Below are 17790 nucleotides of genomic sequence, written 5' to 3' on the forward strand. Positions count from 1 at the left end.
TGACGGCGAAGACCGAACGCTTCCCCGTATTCATCCGTGCAGTGCGCCCCACGCTTGCGGGACGCACCGAATCGATCCTCAGCGGGTCCGCTTCAGGACCGCGTAGGGCAGACGCGCAAAAGCCCGTCCGAGTTCGATCCGGCCGTCGTCCGAGACGATCTCGTCACCTGTCACGAGATCGACCCAGGCCGATCCCGCCGTCACCGAAAGGCTCGTGCCGGCAAAAGGCCCGCTCGACCAAACCGCATCGCCGACGAACCCCGCAATCAGGCGCGGGATGGCGACCACAAGGTCACCCTCCCCCGTTGTCGCATCGGAACGTATGAATGCGATGACATGATCCGCACGGGGGCCCGAACTCTGAATCGCCTGATAATCGGCATCCGCGTAGAAGCTCGGACGCGCGGCACGGTCCATCAGCAGTTTGGCGAGCGTCGCCTGCTTGACGCGCCCGTCCGGCCAATGCGCCAACAGGTCGACCGCCGATGTCTCCTGATCGAGCGCACGGGACAGGGCCGGATAGTCCACCGGGCGGCGATTATCGGGATCGACGAAGGAGAAGTCCCAGAACTCCGTGCCCTGGTAGGTATCCGGGAGGCCGGGCAGCGTCACCTTCAGAACGGTCCGCCCCAGACCGGCGATCATGCCGAGGTGGGCCAGACGACCGGCGAAGGGGCGCATCTGTGTCAGGAAGGCAGAGCCGGGCGCGATCAGCTTGGCGAAGAGAGCGTGGACGGCCCCCTCGTACCCTTCATCGACGTTGACCCAGCTCGATCGACGCTTCGATTCCCGAAGCGCCTTCTCGGCGTAGGCGTCCAGGCGGCTTCGGAAGTCCTCGATGGCGCCGGCATCGTCGTGTTCCAAAAGTTCGAGCGGCCATGCTCCGAGAATGGCTTGGAAGAACATCCACTGATCGTTGGCATCGGGCACCGCTTCCTCGTCGATCACGGTGAGATGCGGTTGGGTAAGCGTCGTCCAGATGTCCCAGGCCGCAGCCCAGTCCTCGGGTAGTTCCGACAGGGCGAGCAGACGCGACCGGGCGTCCTCGCCACGCTTGGTGTCGTGGGTTGCGGTGGTGATCATCGCGTTCGGCCAGTCGCGAGCCCGCGCGGCCTGAAGCGCATGGAAGTGCTCGGCATCGATACCGTACTCGCCCGGGTCGCCGCCGACCTCGTTGAGAGCGAGCAGTTCGGCGAACCGATAGAACAGCGTGTCCTCCAGGCTCTTCGCCATGACCGGACCGGTGAGCTGCTGGAAGCGACGGCGGAAGCGCAGGATCACCTCGGGATCGGGCCGACCCGGCCCCGTCACGTCGATGCGTCCGAGCATGGCGTCTGCGGCGAAGTCGTGGACCGAGCGGTCCGGCAGGGCGCTCCAGCGCTTAGCCTTCTTCACGGCCGTCTCGATCAGGCGGACGTCCTCGTCCTCGACATCGCTCTCGTCGAGGTCGCCGGGCAGGTAGCTGCGATAGGTCGGGAAGCGGGCGATGATCTCGATCAGCGCCCGGCGGATCGCGTTGACCGAGAAATCACGGGTGCGGCGGTCGGCATCCGCCACGGCCTTGAGATCGGACGTCATCACCTCGAGCTCGGAGGCGAAGCTGATCTCCAGGATTTCCGCTTTCGCCGCCCGAAGCATGAACTTGTACGGCTCGTCGAACTGCGTCCGGCTCTCGTAGAGCTTACGAATTTCGGCGCGCTTGCCCTGGTCGACGAGGATGCCGTCGAGATGGTTGAGCACGTCGTATCCGGTGGTGCCGGCCACGGGCCACGGGCGCAGGCGCTCTCCGGGCTCGAGAATCTTCTCGACCACCACGTAGAAGCCGGGTCCGATGGCGGCCTGGAGGGCACGGGCGTATCCGAGAGGGTCCGCGAGGCCGTCGATGTGATCGATGCGCAATCCGTCGATGCGTCCGGCCGCGATGTGGCGGAAAATGGTTTCGTGCGAGCGCTGGAACACGTCGGACTTCTCGACGCGCAAGCCAGCGAGACCGTTCACGTCGAAGAAACGGCGGTAATTGATGTCGCTGGCCGCGATACGCCAATGCGCGAGCCGGAAGGATTGCTGCTCCAGCAGCCGGTGCAGCGGACCGAAGCTGTCCGGGTGGCCCTTGGCGCCGTTCAGCAGCTTCAGGGTTCGCCCGATGGCCGCCGCGATGGCCGGCGAGGCTTCGACGGCTTCGACGAGGCGTTCCTTCAGCTCTTCGGCTTCCGCCGGGAAGGCGCGACGGCGTTCGTCGTTGGTCTCCTCGCCCATCAGGCGCAGACGTTCGGAGATCCCGAGAACCTCCAGGGCCGCCGCATCCTCGATATCACCCAGCGCCGCCAGCGACCGATTCAGGATCGTCGGGTATTGCAGCGGGCAGATCGGGAATTCGTGCTCGTAATGCCAGACGCTGAACGCGCCCTTGTCGGCGTCGAACTTCAGCTCCAGCGTTCCCTTCTCCATGGCCTCGCCGTAGCGGTCGCCCAGGAAGGGCACCACGAGCTTGTTCTTGGCACCGAGGCGCGACCAATCGATGTCGAACGCTTCGGCCGAGGGTGAGAGGCCACCCCATTCCAACACCGACAGCCACCAGGGATTGTCCGCACCGCCAACGCCCATGTGGTTCGGCACGATATCGAGAAGGAGCTTCAGGCCGGCACCGTGCAGGGCGTCGCTGAACCGTGCGAACCCCTCTTCTCCACCGAGTTCCGGGTTGATCGTCGAATGATCGACGATGTCGTATCCATGCGTCGAGCCGGGACGCGCCTTCTGTATCGGCGACGCGTAGACGTGGCTGATACCGAGTTTGGCGAGGTAGGGGACGATCTTCTCCGCGTCCGCGAACGTGAAGTCCTTATGGAACTGGAGGCGGTAGGTCGCGCGCGGTGGTGCGGAGGCAAGCCGTGCCGCACCGGACCGAGGGCCGCGTTCCTCGGCCGAGAGCGAAGCCGCGAGCTTCGCCAGCGGGCCGCCCGGCGCCGCGATGCTCTCCAACGTGCGATCGAGCTTGCGCCGCCAATTGGGGTAGCCCTCGGTGGAGCCTGGGACATTGGCCTGGGACAGTTCTGAGACGACGTCCTCGTACTGCACGGCCGTCAGCATCGATGGCGCGCGGCCGAGATAGCGCGCAGCCGCCTCGAAGGGTGCCGCCTCGGGCGGATCGTAGCTCGGTAGCAACTGCTCGCCGGCAAGAGCTTCCGTCAGACGGGCGCGCTCCTCCACGCGCTCGCGACGCTCAGCGTCGGCGCGCTCGGAATCGTACAGGCCCAGGGACTGCCGTGTATCGGTATCGACACCCCGCCACCAACCGACAAAGGTCGGTAGGTCATGGGTGGTGATCGCCGTCAGGGCGTCGCGCGGGTAGGCAGCTGGCGGCTTGAAGCGACCACCCTCCTCCCGCTCGAAGGCGAGGATACGATAGCTCAGGATGCCAGCCAGCATCAGTGCGTCGGAGAACCCCTCCGGGGCCGTACCGAGATCCTCGGCGATGACGAGGCACTTGGCCCGGTGGCTTTCCAGGCGCAGGACCGCGAGCATCGGCTCGAACGGCATGGTGACATACGCGCCCTCCTTGGCCGAACGTCCCACCGGGATCAGGAACAGGCGCGCGAGCTGGAAAGCGTGATCGATGCGGATCGCGCCGGCATGGCGCATGTTCGCCACCACCAGCGCACGGAAGGCGGCGAGCCCGTCACGCTCCATCTCCAACGGATGGAAGGCAGGCAAGCCCCAATCCTGGCCCTTCGGAGCAAGGAGATCCGGCGGCGCACCGATCGACACGCCGTTGGCGAAACGCTCGGGATGCGACCAGATCTCGGAGCCGCCGCGATCGGCGCCGACGGCGAGGTCCCGGTAGAGACCCAGGCGCATGCCGGTGGCGAGTGCCGCGTTGGCGGCGTCTTCGAGCTGTCGATCCGCCAGATATTGCAGCCAGATATGATAGGTGACCGCGTCCGCCCGCTCGGACGCGAAAGCGCGCACCGCTTCGGTGCCGTTCCGGCGCATCTCGTCAGGCCAGTCTCCGAGCCATTGAGCACCGTCCGCCTGGTAATGCTCGGCGAGGGCTTCGAAGGTCCCATGCGCTTCGAGGTCCTTGCCTCCCGCCGCACGGAAGGCCGCGAACCCGGCATCCGTGCCGTCGCGCGCCGCCGATTCCTGCCAGAGAGCGCGCAGGACCGGGGAAAGGACGCCCCAGATGCCCGCATGTTCGACGAGCTTGGCGTCGCGCAGGGCCTCGACCCGGTCCGCCATCGACGCAAGCAGTTCCGCGGCCTTTGAGCCGACGAAGCCCGGAAGCGCGCCGGGCTCGATGAAGAGCGTCTCAAGAAACAGCCGCGACGACGGGGAGTAGGGCGATATCTTGGTGCGATCCGTCGCGAACAACGCATGCACGGGGCTGAGCCCCAGGAACGAGGCGCCCCGCAGGCCGGCGTCGCGCGCTGCGCGTCCCGCATCGACGTAGGACCCGATCCCGAGATTTTGGGGCGACCGCAATCCGTAGAGTTGGGCCGCCAGTCCCCAGTCCCGCGCGCCCTCGTCTGCGTAAGCCCGGGGACGCCAGCATCGCTGCGGCGCAGAGATCACCCAGGCCTCGGCCCGATGGTCGCCGAGATGAACGCTCAGACGGTGATAGCCGGGCGTCAGGGGAGGCAGCTCGAAGCTCGGACCCGTGACGGCGACGCGACCCTCGCGGTGATGTCCCCGCTCATCTTCGAGGCGCCAGGACAATGTTCCGGCGGCACCTTGCACTTGGATCGGCACATTGGCAGCGCGGCGTGCCTCCGCGGGTATCAATGGCGGGATCAAGCCACGGCGCACGGCCTCGACGTCGGCAAGGCTCGCGGCGATCTCCGCGTCCGACCCGACTGGGAAACCCAGGGCCGCAATCATGCCGCGCCGAACTTCGATCGAGGTGTCGACGGGCTGGCCGAAGGCATCGGTGTAGCCGGCAGCGACGCCGAGGAGGTCGGCGAGGCGTTCGAGGTCGCGGCTCATCACTTCACACCCGTCAGGAAGACACCCGTCCAGGACGGGAGTTCGATCGATCCGTTTCCGGTCCCGCTCGACCAGATAACCTGGCCGCCGTCGCGCTTCACCGCGAAGTCGTCCGTCCCCACATTGGCGACGAACCGCAGGAAGCCACCTTCGTATCTCCACGTGCAGTCGACGACGTCAGGCCGAGGGAGCGTCACTTCGGCACCGAGGTAGCGGGTTTTGGTGAGAGGCACGACGGATTGATGGCGGATCTGGAGGAGGTTTCGCGTGTCCGCGAGCACAGCGCGATGCGGAGGCTGGGAGCGCTCGGCCCAATCGATACGGGAATCCGTGAAGGTCTTTTCCTCCGTCGGATCGGGAATCACCGACGTATCGTCGGCAAAGGCTGCAAAGCTCTTGAACTCCCGACGCCGCCCCTCGCGGACGGCTTTGTTCAGGTCTTCGTCCGGCGCGAAATCGACGAAAAACAGGAACGGAGCCGTCGCCGACCACTCCTCGCCCATCCACAGCATGGGAATCTGGGGGCTGAGCAACAGCCCAGCCCGGGCAAGCGCAAGCTTTTCAGGGTCGCAGAGAGTGTTGAGACGTTCGCCCAACGCCCGATTACCGACCTGATCGTGGTTTTGCAGGAAGGTGACGAAGGCCGAGGGAGGCAGGTGAGCGGACGGCTCGCCGCGCGGGTGATTGTCGAGTGTCGGGAACGGCTCCCCCTGATAGGCGAAGCCCTCTGACAGGCAGCGAGCCAAATGCGCCACCGGCTTGTCGGCAAAGCTGGCATAGTAGCCGGCATCCTCACCGGTCAGCAGCACGTGCCAGCAATGATGAAGGTCGTCGGCCCATTGGGCAGTGTGCTGGATCGGCTGCCCATCGGCGTTCCGCTCCAGCCACCGGGCCTGGTTGGCCTCGTTCTCCAGCACCAGGTGAATGTGACGCCCTGGAAGTCGAGCGCGAATGGTCTCCGCGAGCTCCCCGATGAAATGCTTATCGGAATCATCGAGAATGGCGTGAACGGCATCGAAGCGCAGGCCGTCGAAGTGAAACTCTTCCAGCCAATAGATTGAATTCTCGATGAAGAAGTCGCGGACCACACGACCGCTCGTCTCACCGTCGAAGTTGATTCCCGCGCCCCACGGGGTTTGATGGCGCTCGGTGAAGAACGTCTTCGCGTAGGCGTTCAAATAGTTCCCGGTCGGGCCGAAGTGGTTGTACACCGCATCCAGAAACACCATCAGGCCAAGACTGTGGGCCTTGTCGATCAGACGCTTAAGATCTTCCGGACGACCGTAAACACCGTCCGGTGCATAGGGGAGCACACCGTCGTAGCCCCAGTTTCGCGTGCCCTGAAAGTCGGCGAGCGGCAGAAGCTCGATCGCCGTGACGCCGAGGTCGCGCAAATCGTCGAGCTTGGCTTCAAGGGCCGCATAAGTGCCGTCGGGGGTCGCGGTGCCCACATGCACCTCGTACAGGACCACCTCTTCCCACGGACGTCCGGTCCAGTCGGAATCGGTCCATTCATAGGCTCGCGGGTCGATGACCTCGCTCAGCCCCGAAACGTCGTCCGGTTGAAAACGCGATGCAGGATCCGGCACCACGAGGTCGCCATCGATGCGGTAGCCGTATCGCGCGCCGCTTCGGGTCCCCGGCACCGTCACTTCACGCCATCCCTCGCCAGCATCCGGGATCGCGTGATCTGTTCCGTCCAGGACGAGGGCCACGTCCTTCGCCGTCGGCGCCCACAGGGCAAACCGGACGCCATCCTTCATCACTTCGCTGCCGAAGGCCATGCTGTGGGCGCGCCGCATCAGACTGTCATCTTCCGTGTCTCGCGTTCGCCAGGGGTCAGTGAGCGTCCGTCGCACCTTGCAGAAGCCGGGCCGCCGCCTCTTGTTCCCTTCGGCTTCGACCGCGCGACGAAGCGTGGCTCGGAAGCGACAACCATCTGGCATCGATCTCTTGTGCGCCGCACCGGTTGGTAGACCATCAGGGTCTGCGGATGACCGCGCGCGCGCCTCTTCAGTGGCTGCGCAGGAATCGAAATTTCGGCGCCGCAGCGGCGGTGGTGTGCGTCACCGCAGAAGCGCAAGACGTCACAGCTTTCCGGCGCATGAGCGTCTGAGACCTCTCTGCAGGTAGGCCGGAGCCCAGAGCAGAGGCGGTCGGAATCGCTGCCTCACTGGCTCCGCCGGTCAAAAGTTGTGCCGAGAAGACGGCTGTCCGACCTAAGTCCGGTAAGCCGATGCCGGGCGGGCCCGCAGAACGTAGACCGCCTGAGCCTCGAGGTGGACACCGGCGCCGACTGGGAACAGGGGCTGTCCGGCGGGCACGGACCCAGCCTGACGGGTGGTATCGAAGATCAGGGTCCACGGCCCGCCGATGACCGGCGCCAAGGTGAAGTCGCACGGCGTATCGGCCGCGTTCACCAGGATCAGGAGCCGATCGGCCTGCGGTAGATCATTGCCGATCTGCATCCCGAATGTTTGGCGCTCAGGGTCGACCCAATCCTGATCCCCCATTTCTGCCCCCTGGGGCGCGAGCCAGTGAACGTCGCGCAGGAATTCGCTCTCGGTGAACGCACCGGTGAGATAGGCCCGACGGCGAAGCGCCGGTTGCTCCCGGCGAAGCCGTGTCAGGTTGCCGATGAACGTGGCGAGGCTCGGGTCGGGATCGGTCTCCCAATCCATCCAGCTGGTGGCGTTGTCCTGCGCATAGGCATTGTTGTTGCCGCCTTGGCTGCGGGATCGCTCGTCGCCCATCAGCAGCATTGGAACACCCTGAGCCAGGAACACCATCGCCAGGAGATTGCGCTTCTGGCGGTTCCTCAGGTTGAGAATGGCAAGGTCGTCGGTTCCACCCTCGACTCCGTAGTTGCGAGAGAGGTTATGCCCGTGTCCGTCACGGTTGTCCTCGCCATTCGCGAGGTTGTGCTTCTCCTCGTAGGCGACGACATCCGCCAGGGTGAAGCCGTCATGGGACGCCGCGAAGTTGATGCTGGCGAGGGGCCAGCGACCGGAGGCGGCGAAGATCTCGCGTGAACCGGAGAGTCCCTGTGTGACTTTTGCGAGCGTTCCGCGATCCCCACGCCAGAAACCCCGGATGCTATCGCGGAATTGGTCATTCCACTCGCTCCAGCCTCGGGGATAACCACCGAGCTGATAGCCGCCGGCACCGATGTCCCAGGGTTCTGCAATCATCTTGACGTGCGCCAGGATCGGGTCCTGGGCGACGGCCTGGAAGAAGGCGGCCTTTGCGCTGAAATCATGCGGGTTGCGCGCCAAGCTGCTCGCGAGATCGAAACGGAAGCCCGCAACCCCGTAAGCGGTCACCCAATGGCGCAGGGAATCGAGGACCAACTGCATGACGCGCGGATGGTCGAGGTCCAGGGTATTGCCGCACCCGGTGCAATCGAGTGTGTCGCGAGGATTGCTCGGATCAAGCTTGTAGTAGCTGGCGTTGTCGACGCCGCGGAACGACAGGGACGGGCCGCTGTGGTCGGCCTCCGCCGTGTGATTGTAGACGACATCAAGGATCACCTCGATCTCGGCGGCTGCGAGTTCCCGGATGGCAGCGCGCAGGCCCCCGATGCCCGCTGGCCCGCGATAGCGCGGGTCTGCAGCGAAGTAGTTCAGCGGCGAGTAGCCCCAGAAGTTGACCAACCCCTTTTCCACTAAGAAGCGGTCGTCGGCGAAGGCCTGGATCGGCAGCAACTCGATCGCCGTGACACCGAGCTTCAGCAGATGCTCGATGATCGCCGGGTGGGCCAGGGCCGCGTAGGTACCCCGCGCCGCTTCCGGAACGTCCGGGTGGGTCTGAGTGAGGGCCTTGACGTGCGCTTCGTAGATGACGGTCTGCGACAAGGGTCGCCGGACTGGGCTGACGGCGAGGTCGGGAACTTCCGGCGGTGTCACGATGCCCCGGGGCATGAACGCCGCGCTGTCGCGTCGATCGATCTGGTCGAGCCGCTGAAGCCCCCGCCGGTGGCCGTAGAGCGAATCGTGCCAGCGGATCCGTCCCTGGATATCCCGCGCGTAGGGATCGAGCAGCAATTTGGCGGGATTGAACCGATGACCGTTCGCAGGGTCCCAGGGTCCGTGGACGCGGTAGCCATAGAGTTGCCCGGGGAAGACGCCGCGCAGGTAGCCGTGCCAGACGTCGTCCGTTCGACAGGGCAAGCGGATGCGGCGCGTCTCATGGCGTTCGCCGTGGTCGAACAAGCAGAGATCGACGGCTGTCGCGTGCTGCGAGAAGAGCGCGAAATTGACGCCGCGCCCATCGAAATGGGCGCCGAACGGCGCCGGCACGCCGTCTTCGACGCCGATCATGTTATCCGTAGCCATCAAGAAGTTGGTGCCGTCCCGGGTTCAAGGCGCCGAAGGACGACGCCGGATGATCATTCCGCAGCGGCCGCCGTGCGAGGTGGCTCACGCTCGATCGTCCGAAAATTCTCGAGCTCCGCCATGAAGTTGCGGGCCCACCAGTCGACATCCTCGCGCGTCATGCGCTCCAACATCGGCTTCCACCGCTCCAGGCGCTCGCCACGCGGCATGTAGAGCGCCGTCCGGATCGCTTCCGCCACCTCGAACCGGTCGTAGGGATTGACCAGAAGAGCCTCGGGCAACTGTCGCGCGGCACCGGCAAATTTCGACAGCACGAGGACGCCAGGATCCTCCTCGGTTTGAGCGACGACGTATTCCTTGGCGACGAGGTTCATGCCATCGCGCATCGGCGTCACCAGCCCGACCCGCGCCGCACGATAGAGGCCCGCCAGGACAGGGCGTGGATAGGCCTTGGTGACGTACTGGATCGGCGTCCAGTTCGGTTCACCGAGGGTTCCGTTGATGTGCCCGACGGTCTCGTTCACCTCTCTGCTGAGATCTTCGTACTCGGGGACTTCGGTCCGAGATTTCGGCGTGATCTGCAGATAGACCACGTTACCGCGCTGATCGGGGTTGGAAGCGAAGAACCGATCGACGGCCTCCATCCGCTCAGGCACGCCCTTCGAATAATCGAGCCGATCGACGCCAATCAGAAGCTTTCGCGTCCGCAATCCAGCCATCGTTTCGCGAACCGTGCGGTTCGACCCGGCGTTCTCGGCAGCTTCCTTGAACCCAGCGACATCGATGCCGATCGGGAAGCTGCGGATTCGGGTACGGCGTCCATCCACCATCAGCGAGCCGCCGCCGAGGGGAATCGCCCGGAGTTCGTCGATGAGATTACGCGTCAGGTTGTGGACGTCGGGATCGGTCTGCAAGCCAATGAGATCGTAATCGGCGATCCCGCGCAACAGATCGCCGCTCGCCGGCAGCGTGTTGAACACGTCGGCCGCCGGCCAGGGAATGTGGTGGAAGTAGCCGATGGGATTTGCGATCCCGAGGCCACGTAGTTCCGAAGCCAGGGGGAGAAGATGATAATCGTGCACCCAGATGATGTCATCGGGCTCCACGAGATTGGCCAGGGCGCGCGCGAAGATGCGATTGACCCGCTGATAGCCGGCGTAATCCGAGCGCGAGAATGCACCGAGGCCGAGCCTGTAGTGCATGATCGGCCAAAGGGCGCGGTTGGCGAAACCGCTGTAATACTCGCGATGGTCTTGGGGTGACAGATCGACCACGGCGTAACTGATATGCCCCCGGTCGATCAGGGTCGGCTCACTCGAAGGGTTCTCGACGACGTTTCCGCTCCAGCCGAACCACAACCCCTCGTAAGCGGTGAACGCTTCCTTGACGGCGACGGCGAGACCACCGGCCGCCACAGCCTTGCCCCCTTCCTCGGGGATTGCAACGCGGTTCGATACGATGACGAGACGTGCCACGAAGCCGGCTCCGGTCCTCACGGGTCTTACGCACAAGCGCGTTCGACCGAAATGATACATTGGGTGAACGCGCGGAAGCCAAGCGCGATCCGTCGATGCAGCCAAGCGCGTTCGATGCATCTGGGTCAAGGCCTGAATGCCTCGGGTTCACGGCGAACAACGGCAGCTTGAACCTCACCTCGCCCTGATCAGCGATGCCTTTCGGCGCATAAGATGCATGACCGCCCGTTTACAACGGTCAAGCTTAGACGGTTTAGCGAGTTCGACCTGAACGGCGGCTGAGGCTCTTGCTGTCGAGGGTGTTACGAAGAGCGGAACCCTGCCTCTCCCGAGGCTGTTGAACCGTGGCAAATTGGTAATCTGCCCAACCCGTGCCGAGGAGTGTCTCCGTGACCGCAAATCAATCCCCAGGGCCCTCAACGGGTGCGGAGCCGGTGAACCCGACGGCCGACTGGAAAGCGCTGCGCGGCGATGTCGAGGGGATCGCAGACGTCGCCGCCGAGCGCGGACGCAGCTTCGTCGATGCCGCCCGTTCCCATGCCACTGACTACGTCGATCAGCGCAAAGGCGACGCCGCCCGTTCGGTCACGGACCTCGCCAAGTCCGTGCGGGAGTCGAGCAAGACCTTCGAGGCTCAGCCCAACATCCGCGCCTTCTTCGACAGCGCCGCAGACGGACTGGAACACCTGGGAGCGTCGATCGAGGAGCGCAGCTTCTCGGAGTTCTACGAGGACGCTGAGGCGTTCGCTCGCCGCTCTCCCGTCGCGGTGGCGGTCGCCACCTTCCTGACCGGTTTCGTGGTCGCGCGCTTCATCAAATCGACGAGCGCTGCGCCCCTGAACGAAACCTACCCGACGCACCATCGACTTTGAGGTTCGGGATATGACCACCGGTCCGCAATCCAGTATTCAGGGCCTCATCGGCGATGCCCTGCGCGAAACGAATGAACTGGCTCGGAAGGAGATCGCTCTCTTCCGAAACGAGATGACGAGCAATGTCCGCGCGCTCTTCATCGGGCTCGGACTCCTGGTCGGCGCCGCCGTTTTCGGGGTCGTCGCCCTGTTCGTCCTGGTGGACGCGCTCGTGAAATGGCTGGCTACCGTTGTGCAATCGGAAGCCCTCGCGGCACTGATCGTTGGCGGCATCCTGCTGATCGTGGCCGTCGCTCTCGCTTTGTTCGGCAAGAACGCGATGTCCCTGTCGACCCTCGCGCCCGTTCGTACCTCCCGTCAGGTCCGCCAGGATGCCCGCACCTTGTCCGAAAGGGTATCAGGATGACCGAGTCGTTGAACGACCTCGAGAAGGATATCGAAGCGAGCCGGGCTCGCCTCGATCAAACGATCGATCAGATCCAGGACAGACTATCGGTCTCCAGCATCGTCGACGAGATGCTGGGCAATGCCCGACAGACTCCTCTGAGCGGTGCCTATGATGGCGCACTCGAAGCCGTGCGGCGCAATCCGGTCCCGGTTCTACTGATTGCGGCCGGAATCGGTTGGTTGCTCCACCGGATGTCGACGAACCAGACCGCGCCGGCGGTGCGTCGGCGGGGACGCCTCGCCGTCGAAGGTCTTCCGGTCACGAAGACCGGGGCCGACCGCGTCTACGATCCCGACCTTCCGACACAGCGCCCGGCCCATTCCCTGTCGAGCGAAACGCAGATCTGAGGTCCTGAGCCAAGGATCACGCTGATCTGCTCCTCGTGGGCACCGTGACCCGATCCTCAGAGACCATCGCCGACCATCAGGAGTTTCCCATGAGTTCGACCCAGAAACCTGGCGACCAGCACCGTTCGCTTCCGGATGATATCGCTCTCGCCGCAGGGATGCCGCGCGGCCATCAAACGGAAGGATCCTTGCACGACATCCCGAGCCCGAGCCATCACACGGGAACCCAGACTCACAGTATCCATACGGGTGGCTTCAATGAAGGGTCCATGGCGGACGAAGCCGCAGCGCGGGCAAGCGACCTTCGGGATCGGGCTGCCACCGCGGCGAGCGACACCCGCGATCGTCTGTCGGACACCGCAAAGGACCTTCGGGAGCGCGCCTCGGACGTGTACGATGATGCACGGGGATGGGCTTCGGAAACGCACCGGGAAGGACTTCGCCGGGTCAATGATTTGAGCGATCGCAGCAGTGCTCGCCTCCAGGACGGCAAGTCTGCAGTCGAGGACTTCGTGGCGGAGAATCCTCTTCTCGTCGGCGTCGTCGGCCTTGCAGCCGGTCTTCTGATCGGAGCCTTGCTGCCGCGAACCCGAACCGAGGACCAGAATGTCGGCCCCTGGGCGGATGAGGTCCGCGACCAGGGGCTGCGTTACGCCCGTGACGTAACCCACCGCGGCCGCGAATTCGTCGCGAGCGCACTCGATCCTGAAAATCTGAATGCCGCCGTCCAGCGTGCCAGCTCGGGTGATCAGACCCCTTCGGCGACCCCTCACGATCGGACTTCAGCGCCGAACTGATCGTCGGGCGCGCTTCTAAACCTCAGACGAGGACAGTGCCGCTTGGCGCTGTCCTCGTCTTCGTTTGAGACATGATGTGACGCAATCGGTCGGGGGGGCCTGCATCTCGGCTCGACGCCGCTTCGCAGAGCCACTATCGACTGACTGCATGAAGATTGCCGATTGCGAAATTTTGATCCTGCCCGGCTATGCGGGGTCCGAAGGCGACCATTGGCAGGCGCGGTGGGCGGACCGGCTCTCGACGGGGCGGATCATCGTACAGGACGACTGGAATCACCCGGATCCCGACGCATGGCGTACGCGGATCGTGGAGGCCGTGAATGCGGCAGTTCGTCCCGTGATCCTGATCGCTCACAGTCTGGGTGTCGTTGCAGCCGTTCAGGCGTCACCGCATTTCCGACCCGGTGTCGTTCGCGGAGCCCTTCTGGTCGCGTTTCCGGACGTCGAGACGACGCCGAACCTTCCCGCCAGTGTCACGGCTTTCGCACCCGTTCCGCGTGAGCCCCTTCCCTTCCCATCGCTGGTGGTTGCCAGTCGAAACGACCCGTACTGTAGCTACGAGCGGGCCGAGGATTTCGCCTATGCCTGGGGCGCGGTGGTCGTCGATGCCGGCGAGTCGGGCCACATCAATGTCGCCAGCGGGCATGGCCCATGGCCGGAGGGCTTGATGCGGCTCGCCGGTTTCCTGAAATCCCTTTGATGTTCAGGGCTTCTCGGATTCAGCGAGAGGTTTGAGCAATTCGCCAGCGACGTCGGTCAGGCGCGGCGGCGCTTCCCGAACGAAGGGCAGAGGCCGACACACCGCCATAGCGGCGAGGCCGAAGCGAGCGGTCATCAATCCGTTGAGAACACCCTCGCCCAGTTTCGCCGATACACGGGCCGCGATGCCGAGGCCGAGCACTTGCTGGACCATGCTTTCGCCCACCGCCATGCCGCCCGTGACGGTGAGATGCGCGAAGGCTGAACGGGCGAGCCGGAGGAATCCCAGGAATCCGGGCCGCCCGCCATAAATCGTTGCGATACGGCGCAGGAGACGGACGGCGGCGAAGACCACGAAGGCGACGTCGACGATGGCGCGCGGGCTCAGAGCCGTCACCGCCGAGACCTGCTTCGCGGCTGATGCGATGGCATTGCGCGCCTGTCGGTCGAGGGGGGCGAGCAGCTCGTGCTCGGCAAGGCCGATCCGATCGTCCACGTCGAGAATGGCGTCGCCCAACGTATCGAGCCGCATCCTGCCGGCGTTCAGAGCGCTGCGATCGGCATAGAGCGCCGATAGGTCGCGCACCACGGCCTGAGCCGAGGAATGATCGCGCGTCGCGATGGCAGCGACGGCCTTGGCCCGAACCCGCTCGATCTGCCGCTCCCGCCAGATGCCGGAGAGTTCGCGGGCGAGGATGGCCAGGAACGCGATCGCGGCGATCGCCAGCAGAACCAGAGCCACTGCGCCAAGCCAGGGCGCAGCACTGAACAGATCGGCGATCATGCGCTCGACCGAGAGGCCGACCCCTAAGGAGACGAGGCCACCCAGAGCGACGAAGAGCAGGCTGAGCCACGGAGCCCGGCTCCGCGGTGCCACCGGAACCGCGACACCATCGGCCGCCTCCACGATCTCGAACGGCTCGTCGACGATCCGTACGTGCGGCGGCGGCACCGCGCCCTCGTCCGCGTCGACCGTCGTCGAGGACGGAATTCGGAAAGCGCGGGGACGTTGGGTCGAACTCATGGCGGGGCGTCCTGGCGAGCGTTAAGCGAGCTTGTCGCCGATGAGGAACTGCATGGCACGATCCAGGCGGATCTGCGGAAGATCACCGGGCCGGCCGAGAGCATCGGCCTTCACCAAGGGCGGTCGAAACCGGGGGAAGCGTAGAGAACCCGGTGGCACTGCGCCTTCCAGGACCGCTTCCGGCCGCTGCGGCAGTTCCCCCGGGAAGATCGCCGCTTCACTCAGGCCGTCGAAAACGTCGTCGCCGACCGTTTCGCCAGCTTCTGGTGTCCCGGATACCGCGCGGAGTTTCTCGTCGCCATCGTGGATTGTCGTCTCCCGCGTGGCCCGGACGGAAGCCAGTGCCACCGTCCCGACCCGGGCGCCGGCCGCCTCGGTTCGCCGCATCGCACGCGACACCAGGAGCCGCAACAACGCGTCGAGCCGGTCATGGCTGGTCTGATGAAGATGATCCGCCTTGGTCGCGGCGAACAGGATACGCTCGGCGCGGGGCGCGAACAGGCGCGACAGGATGGTGTTGCGACCGATGCGGAAGCTGAGCAGCACTGAGTCCAGCGCTTCCTCCAGTTCGGCAAGGGCCGCCGGCCCGGCATCGACCGCGGCAAGCACGTCGACCAGGACGATCTGGCGATCGACACGCTGGAAGTGATTCCGGAAAAACGGCTCCACCACCTTCGCCTTATAGGCCTCGAAGCGACGTTCCATCAGCCCGGCGAGGCTGTCGGAACGCAAGGTCTCCGGGAGACGGTCGAGCGGCGCGAAAGTCAGCGCCGGCGAACCTGCCAAGTCGCCCGGCATGAGGAACCGTCCTGGCGGCGTGGTCGCGACCGCTTCGGGGCCAGCCCGTAAGGCTGACAGATAGGTCTTGAAAGCTGTGCTGGCATGCTCGGCCACGACCTCGTCGAGGGGCGCCAGTGGATCGAGTCCCTTGAGGGTTTCGAGCCAGGGTCCAGCCATCGCGGCACGTCCACTGCGCCGTGTGCCGGCAATCGTCGCCCGTGACCAGGCGGTGTAGGTCTGGTCGATCAGCGCAAGGTCGAGGAGCCATTCTCCCGGATAGTCCACCACGTCGAGCATCAACGTCCCCGGCCCGGAACGCCAGGAGCCTGCGCGCTCGTACTCAATGGCCAGACGGAACTGGCTGATCCGGTCGGTGGAGCGGGGCCACAGGCGCTGCTCGGTCAGCGCTGCGTAATGCTCCTCATAGGGGAAGCGTGGGATATCGTCGTCCGGCTGAGGCACCAGCCGCGCGCGGCGCAGCCGTCCTTCATGCGCGGGCGCGAAGGCGGGCAACGCATGCGCTTCTACGAGATGATGGATCAGCGCGGTCGTGAACACGGTCTTGCCCGAACGCGCCAATCCGGTGACGCCGAGCCGAAGGGTCGGCTGGATCAGAAGATCACTCGACGCTTCGGCGAAGGCCTTGACCGCGGAACCCGCGCGCGCGGCAAAGCTGTTCATGGCAACCTGTTCATGGCGTAACGGTGCTTCCTAAGACGGCGATGCGAAGAAAGCGCCTAGCGTGGCGTTGAGGTGGCGGCCGGACCCGATCAGCGCAAGACTCCGCGTGAAGACGGTCCCGGTTGCTCGTATGGTCAGGGCGCAGAGACCGCAATTGCCGAGCGTGTGTTCGCGTTCATGCGAGCGATGGCAGCCCCGACCAGGGTCGGACTGGCACGCAGGGTTCCAAGTTCGACGCTCGACATGGCGAGCATGACAGCCTGCAGATTGATCAGCGGCTGCCCCTCGGGACCGAAGAGCTTGAGGTCGTCTTCGACCTTCAGGCCGACGCTTGCGGCGATTCGAGCGGCATAGTTCCGTATCCGCGTCTCATCGTTCCCGCAAAGCGGTGTGGGCGGGCTGAGATCCAGGAGGTTAGAGCCTGCCACGACCGGCGGCAGCTGAGCAGATTCGATCACGAAGCGCTCTTGCAGCCCAATATCCGACGCGACACGGGATGGAGAAACCGGCGTCAGGCGCGCCTTCTTCTTCATCGCCCCCTTCTCCACCGCCCTGTTGCCAGGCACGGACTGACCGAGAACGGCAGCGGGTTCCACGAGCAGGATCGATGGCTTTGCAATCAGGGTGGAGGGCTTAACGAGAATCTCGGAGTGCCTGAGCAATAAGCCACTTTGTGGCGCTTTCGAACGGGCCATCCGAGCCAGGGGAGACCAGGGCTGGACGCGGAGCGGGCCGCCTCGACTGGTATTAGCGTGCCGCGACGCGCTACCGCGCGGATGCCGGGCCAGAAACCGGGCCCGCAGCGTTCGATTGATGCCGCGCGGTGCGAGGTCGGTGGCGACCTTGGTCGATGGTACACGTCCAGCAAGAGGAGCGCCGCCGATCCGACATTCCGCCGGCGCCCAGCGTCTTACGATCGAGAGTGCCGTACGGCGTCCGTATTCGCGATAGTAACGACGCAGTAACTGCGCAGCGGCGTCTGCCCCATCACTGGCGGTCGCGAAGCCCGTATGCCCCTCGGTGTCACCGCCGATTTCGCCGGACCAGCGCGCGCGCTTGATGCACCAGTAGTTGTTCAGCTTGACGCAGCGCGCCACAAAGGCGGGGGCTGCGGTGGCGTAGCGCGCGACGAGCGCGAGGGACGTCGGCTGGAGGCTGGCCCCGGCCTCGAACTGCCAGTTGGAAACGACGCGCGTCTCGGCCTCGTATACCGGAAGGACGCGTGGAGGTGGCGCCAAACGGGCGCTCAAGTCCGCGACATTCTTCGACACGCTTCGCACCGGCCCTTCGAGGCCCGGCAGCAACGTTGTGAGAACGAGAAGCGTGGTGAGGAGCACGGGATCTGCGAAGCTT

At 65.0% G+C, this 17790-nt stretch carries 12 protein-coding genes; 5 read left to right on the forward strand and 7 right to left on the reverse strand.

Annotated elements, in window-relative coordinates:
• Positions 1 to 78 precede the first annotated feature (78 nt).
• The 4 genes from ASF60_RS18420 to ASF60_RS18435 all read right to left on the reverse strand — a co-directional run bounded on the left by ASF60_RS18420 (position 79) and on the right by ASF60_RS18435 (position 10789).
• On the reverse strand, positions 79 to 4980 hold the full coding sequence (locus ASF60_RS18420) for a malto-oligosyltrehalose synthase (RefSeq protein ID WP_056188409.1): 4902 nt from the start codon (positions 4978 to 4980) through the stop codon (positions 79 to 81).
• Positions 4980 to 6782, reverse strand: a complete 1803-nt coding sequence (gene treZ / locus ASF60_RS18425; protein WP_056188412.1) for a malto-oligosyltrehalose trehalohydrolase — start codon at positions 6780 to 6782, stop codon at positions 4980 to 4982. Before treZ ends, ASF60_RS18420 begins: the two co-directional genes overlap by 1 nt.
• Before the next feature lie 417 nt (positions 6783 to 7199).
• The gene (glgX, locus tag ASF60_RS18430) at positions 7200 to 9299 is read right to left on the reverse strand and encodes a glycogen debranching protein GlgX (RefSeq protein ID WP_056188415.1); all 2100 of its coding nucleotides are present in this window, start codon (positions 9297 to 9299) and stop codon (positions 7200 to 7202) included.
• A 68-nt stretch (positions 9300 to 9367) separates the two neighbouring features.
• On the reverse strand, positions 9368 to 10789 hold the full coding sequence (locus ASF60_RS18435) for an alpha,alpha-trehalose-phosphate synthase (UDP-forming) (protein ID WP_056188935.1): 1422 nt from the start codon (positions 10787 to 10789) through the stop codon (positions 9368 to 9370).
• A 389-nt stretch (positions 10790 to 11178) separates the two neighbouring features.
• Here ASF60_RS18435 and ASF60_RS18440 point away from each other — a divergent pair, with 389 nt between their 5' ends.
• The 5 genes from ASF60_RS18440 (at position 11179) to ASF60_RS18460 (ending at position 13953) form a co-directional block, all read left to right on the forward strand.
• Complete coding sequence (locus ASF60_RS18440; RefSeq protein ID WP_056188418.1) at positions 11179 to 11661, forward strand: hypothetical protein; 483 nt, start codon at positions 11179 to 11181, stop codon at positions 11659 to 11661.
• Between the two features lie 10 nt (positions 11662 to 11671).
• Positions 11672 to 12067, forward strand: coding sequence for a phage holin family protein (locus ASF60_RS18445; RefSeq protein WP_056188421.1), 396 nt, complete (start codon positions 11672 to 11674; stop codon positions 12065 to 12067).
• Complete coding sequence (locus ASF60_RS18450) at positions 12064 to 12456, forward strand: DUF3618 domain-containing protein (protein WP_056188424.1); 393 nt, start codon at positions 12064 to 12066, stop codon at positions 12454 to 12456. Before ASF60_RS18445 ends, ASF60_RS18450 begins: the two co-directional genes overlap by 4 nt.
• A gap of 89 nt (positions 12457 to 12545) precedes the next feature.
• Positions 12546 to 13253 carry a DUF883 family protein gene (locus ASF60_RS24015; protein WP_082504224.1) on the forward strand — a complete coding sequence of 236 codons (708 nt, stop codon included), beginning with the start codon at positions 12546 to 12548 and terminating at the stop codon, positions 13251 to 13253.
• 148 nt (positions 13254 to 13401) lie between these two features.
• Complete coding sequence (locus tag ASF60_RS18460) at positions 13402 to 13953, forward strand: RBBP9/YdeN family alpha/beta hydrolase (RefSeq protein WP_056188430.1); 552 nt, start codon at positions 13402 to 13404, stop codon at positions 13951 to 13953.
• A gap of 3 nt (positions 13954 to 13956) precedes the next feature.
• Here ASF60_RS18460 and ASF60_RS18465 read toward each other — a convergent pair whose 3' ends face one another.
• The 3 genes from ASF60_RS18465 to ASF60_RS18475 all read right to left on the reverse strand — a co-directional run bounded on the left by ASF60_RS18465 (position 13957) and on the right by ASF60_RS18475 (position 17774).
• Positions 13957 to 14976 (reverse strand): YcjF family protein, encoded by a 1020-nt coding sequence (locus tag ASF60_RS18465; protein WP_056188433.1) that lies wholly within the window; start codon positions 14974 to 14976, stop codon positions 13957 to 13959.
• Between the two features lie 21 nt (positions 14977 to 14997).
• A complete protein-coding gene (locus tag ASF60_RS18470; RefSeq protein ID WP_056188436.1) occupies positions 14998 to 16437 on the reverse strand; it encodes a YcjX family protein in 1440 nt (479 codons plus the stop codon).
• Positions 16438 to 16571: 134 nt separating this feature from the next.
• A complete protein-coding gene (locus ASF60_RS18475; protein ID WP_056188439.1) occupies positions 16572 to 17774 on the reverse strand; it encodes a hypothetical protein in 1203 nt (400 codons plus the stop codon).
• Positions 17775 to 17790 lie beyond the last annotated feature (16 nt).

It is taken from the genome of Methylobacterium sp. Leaf113, from assembly GCF_001423325.1.
Lineage (GTDB): Bacteria > Pseudomonadota > Alphaproteobacteria > Rhizobiales > Beijerinckiaceae > Methylobacterium.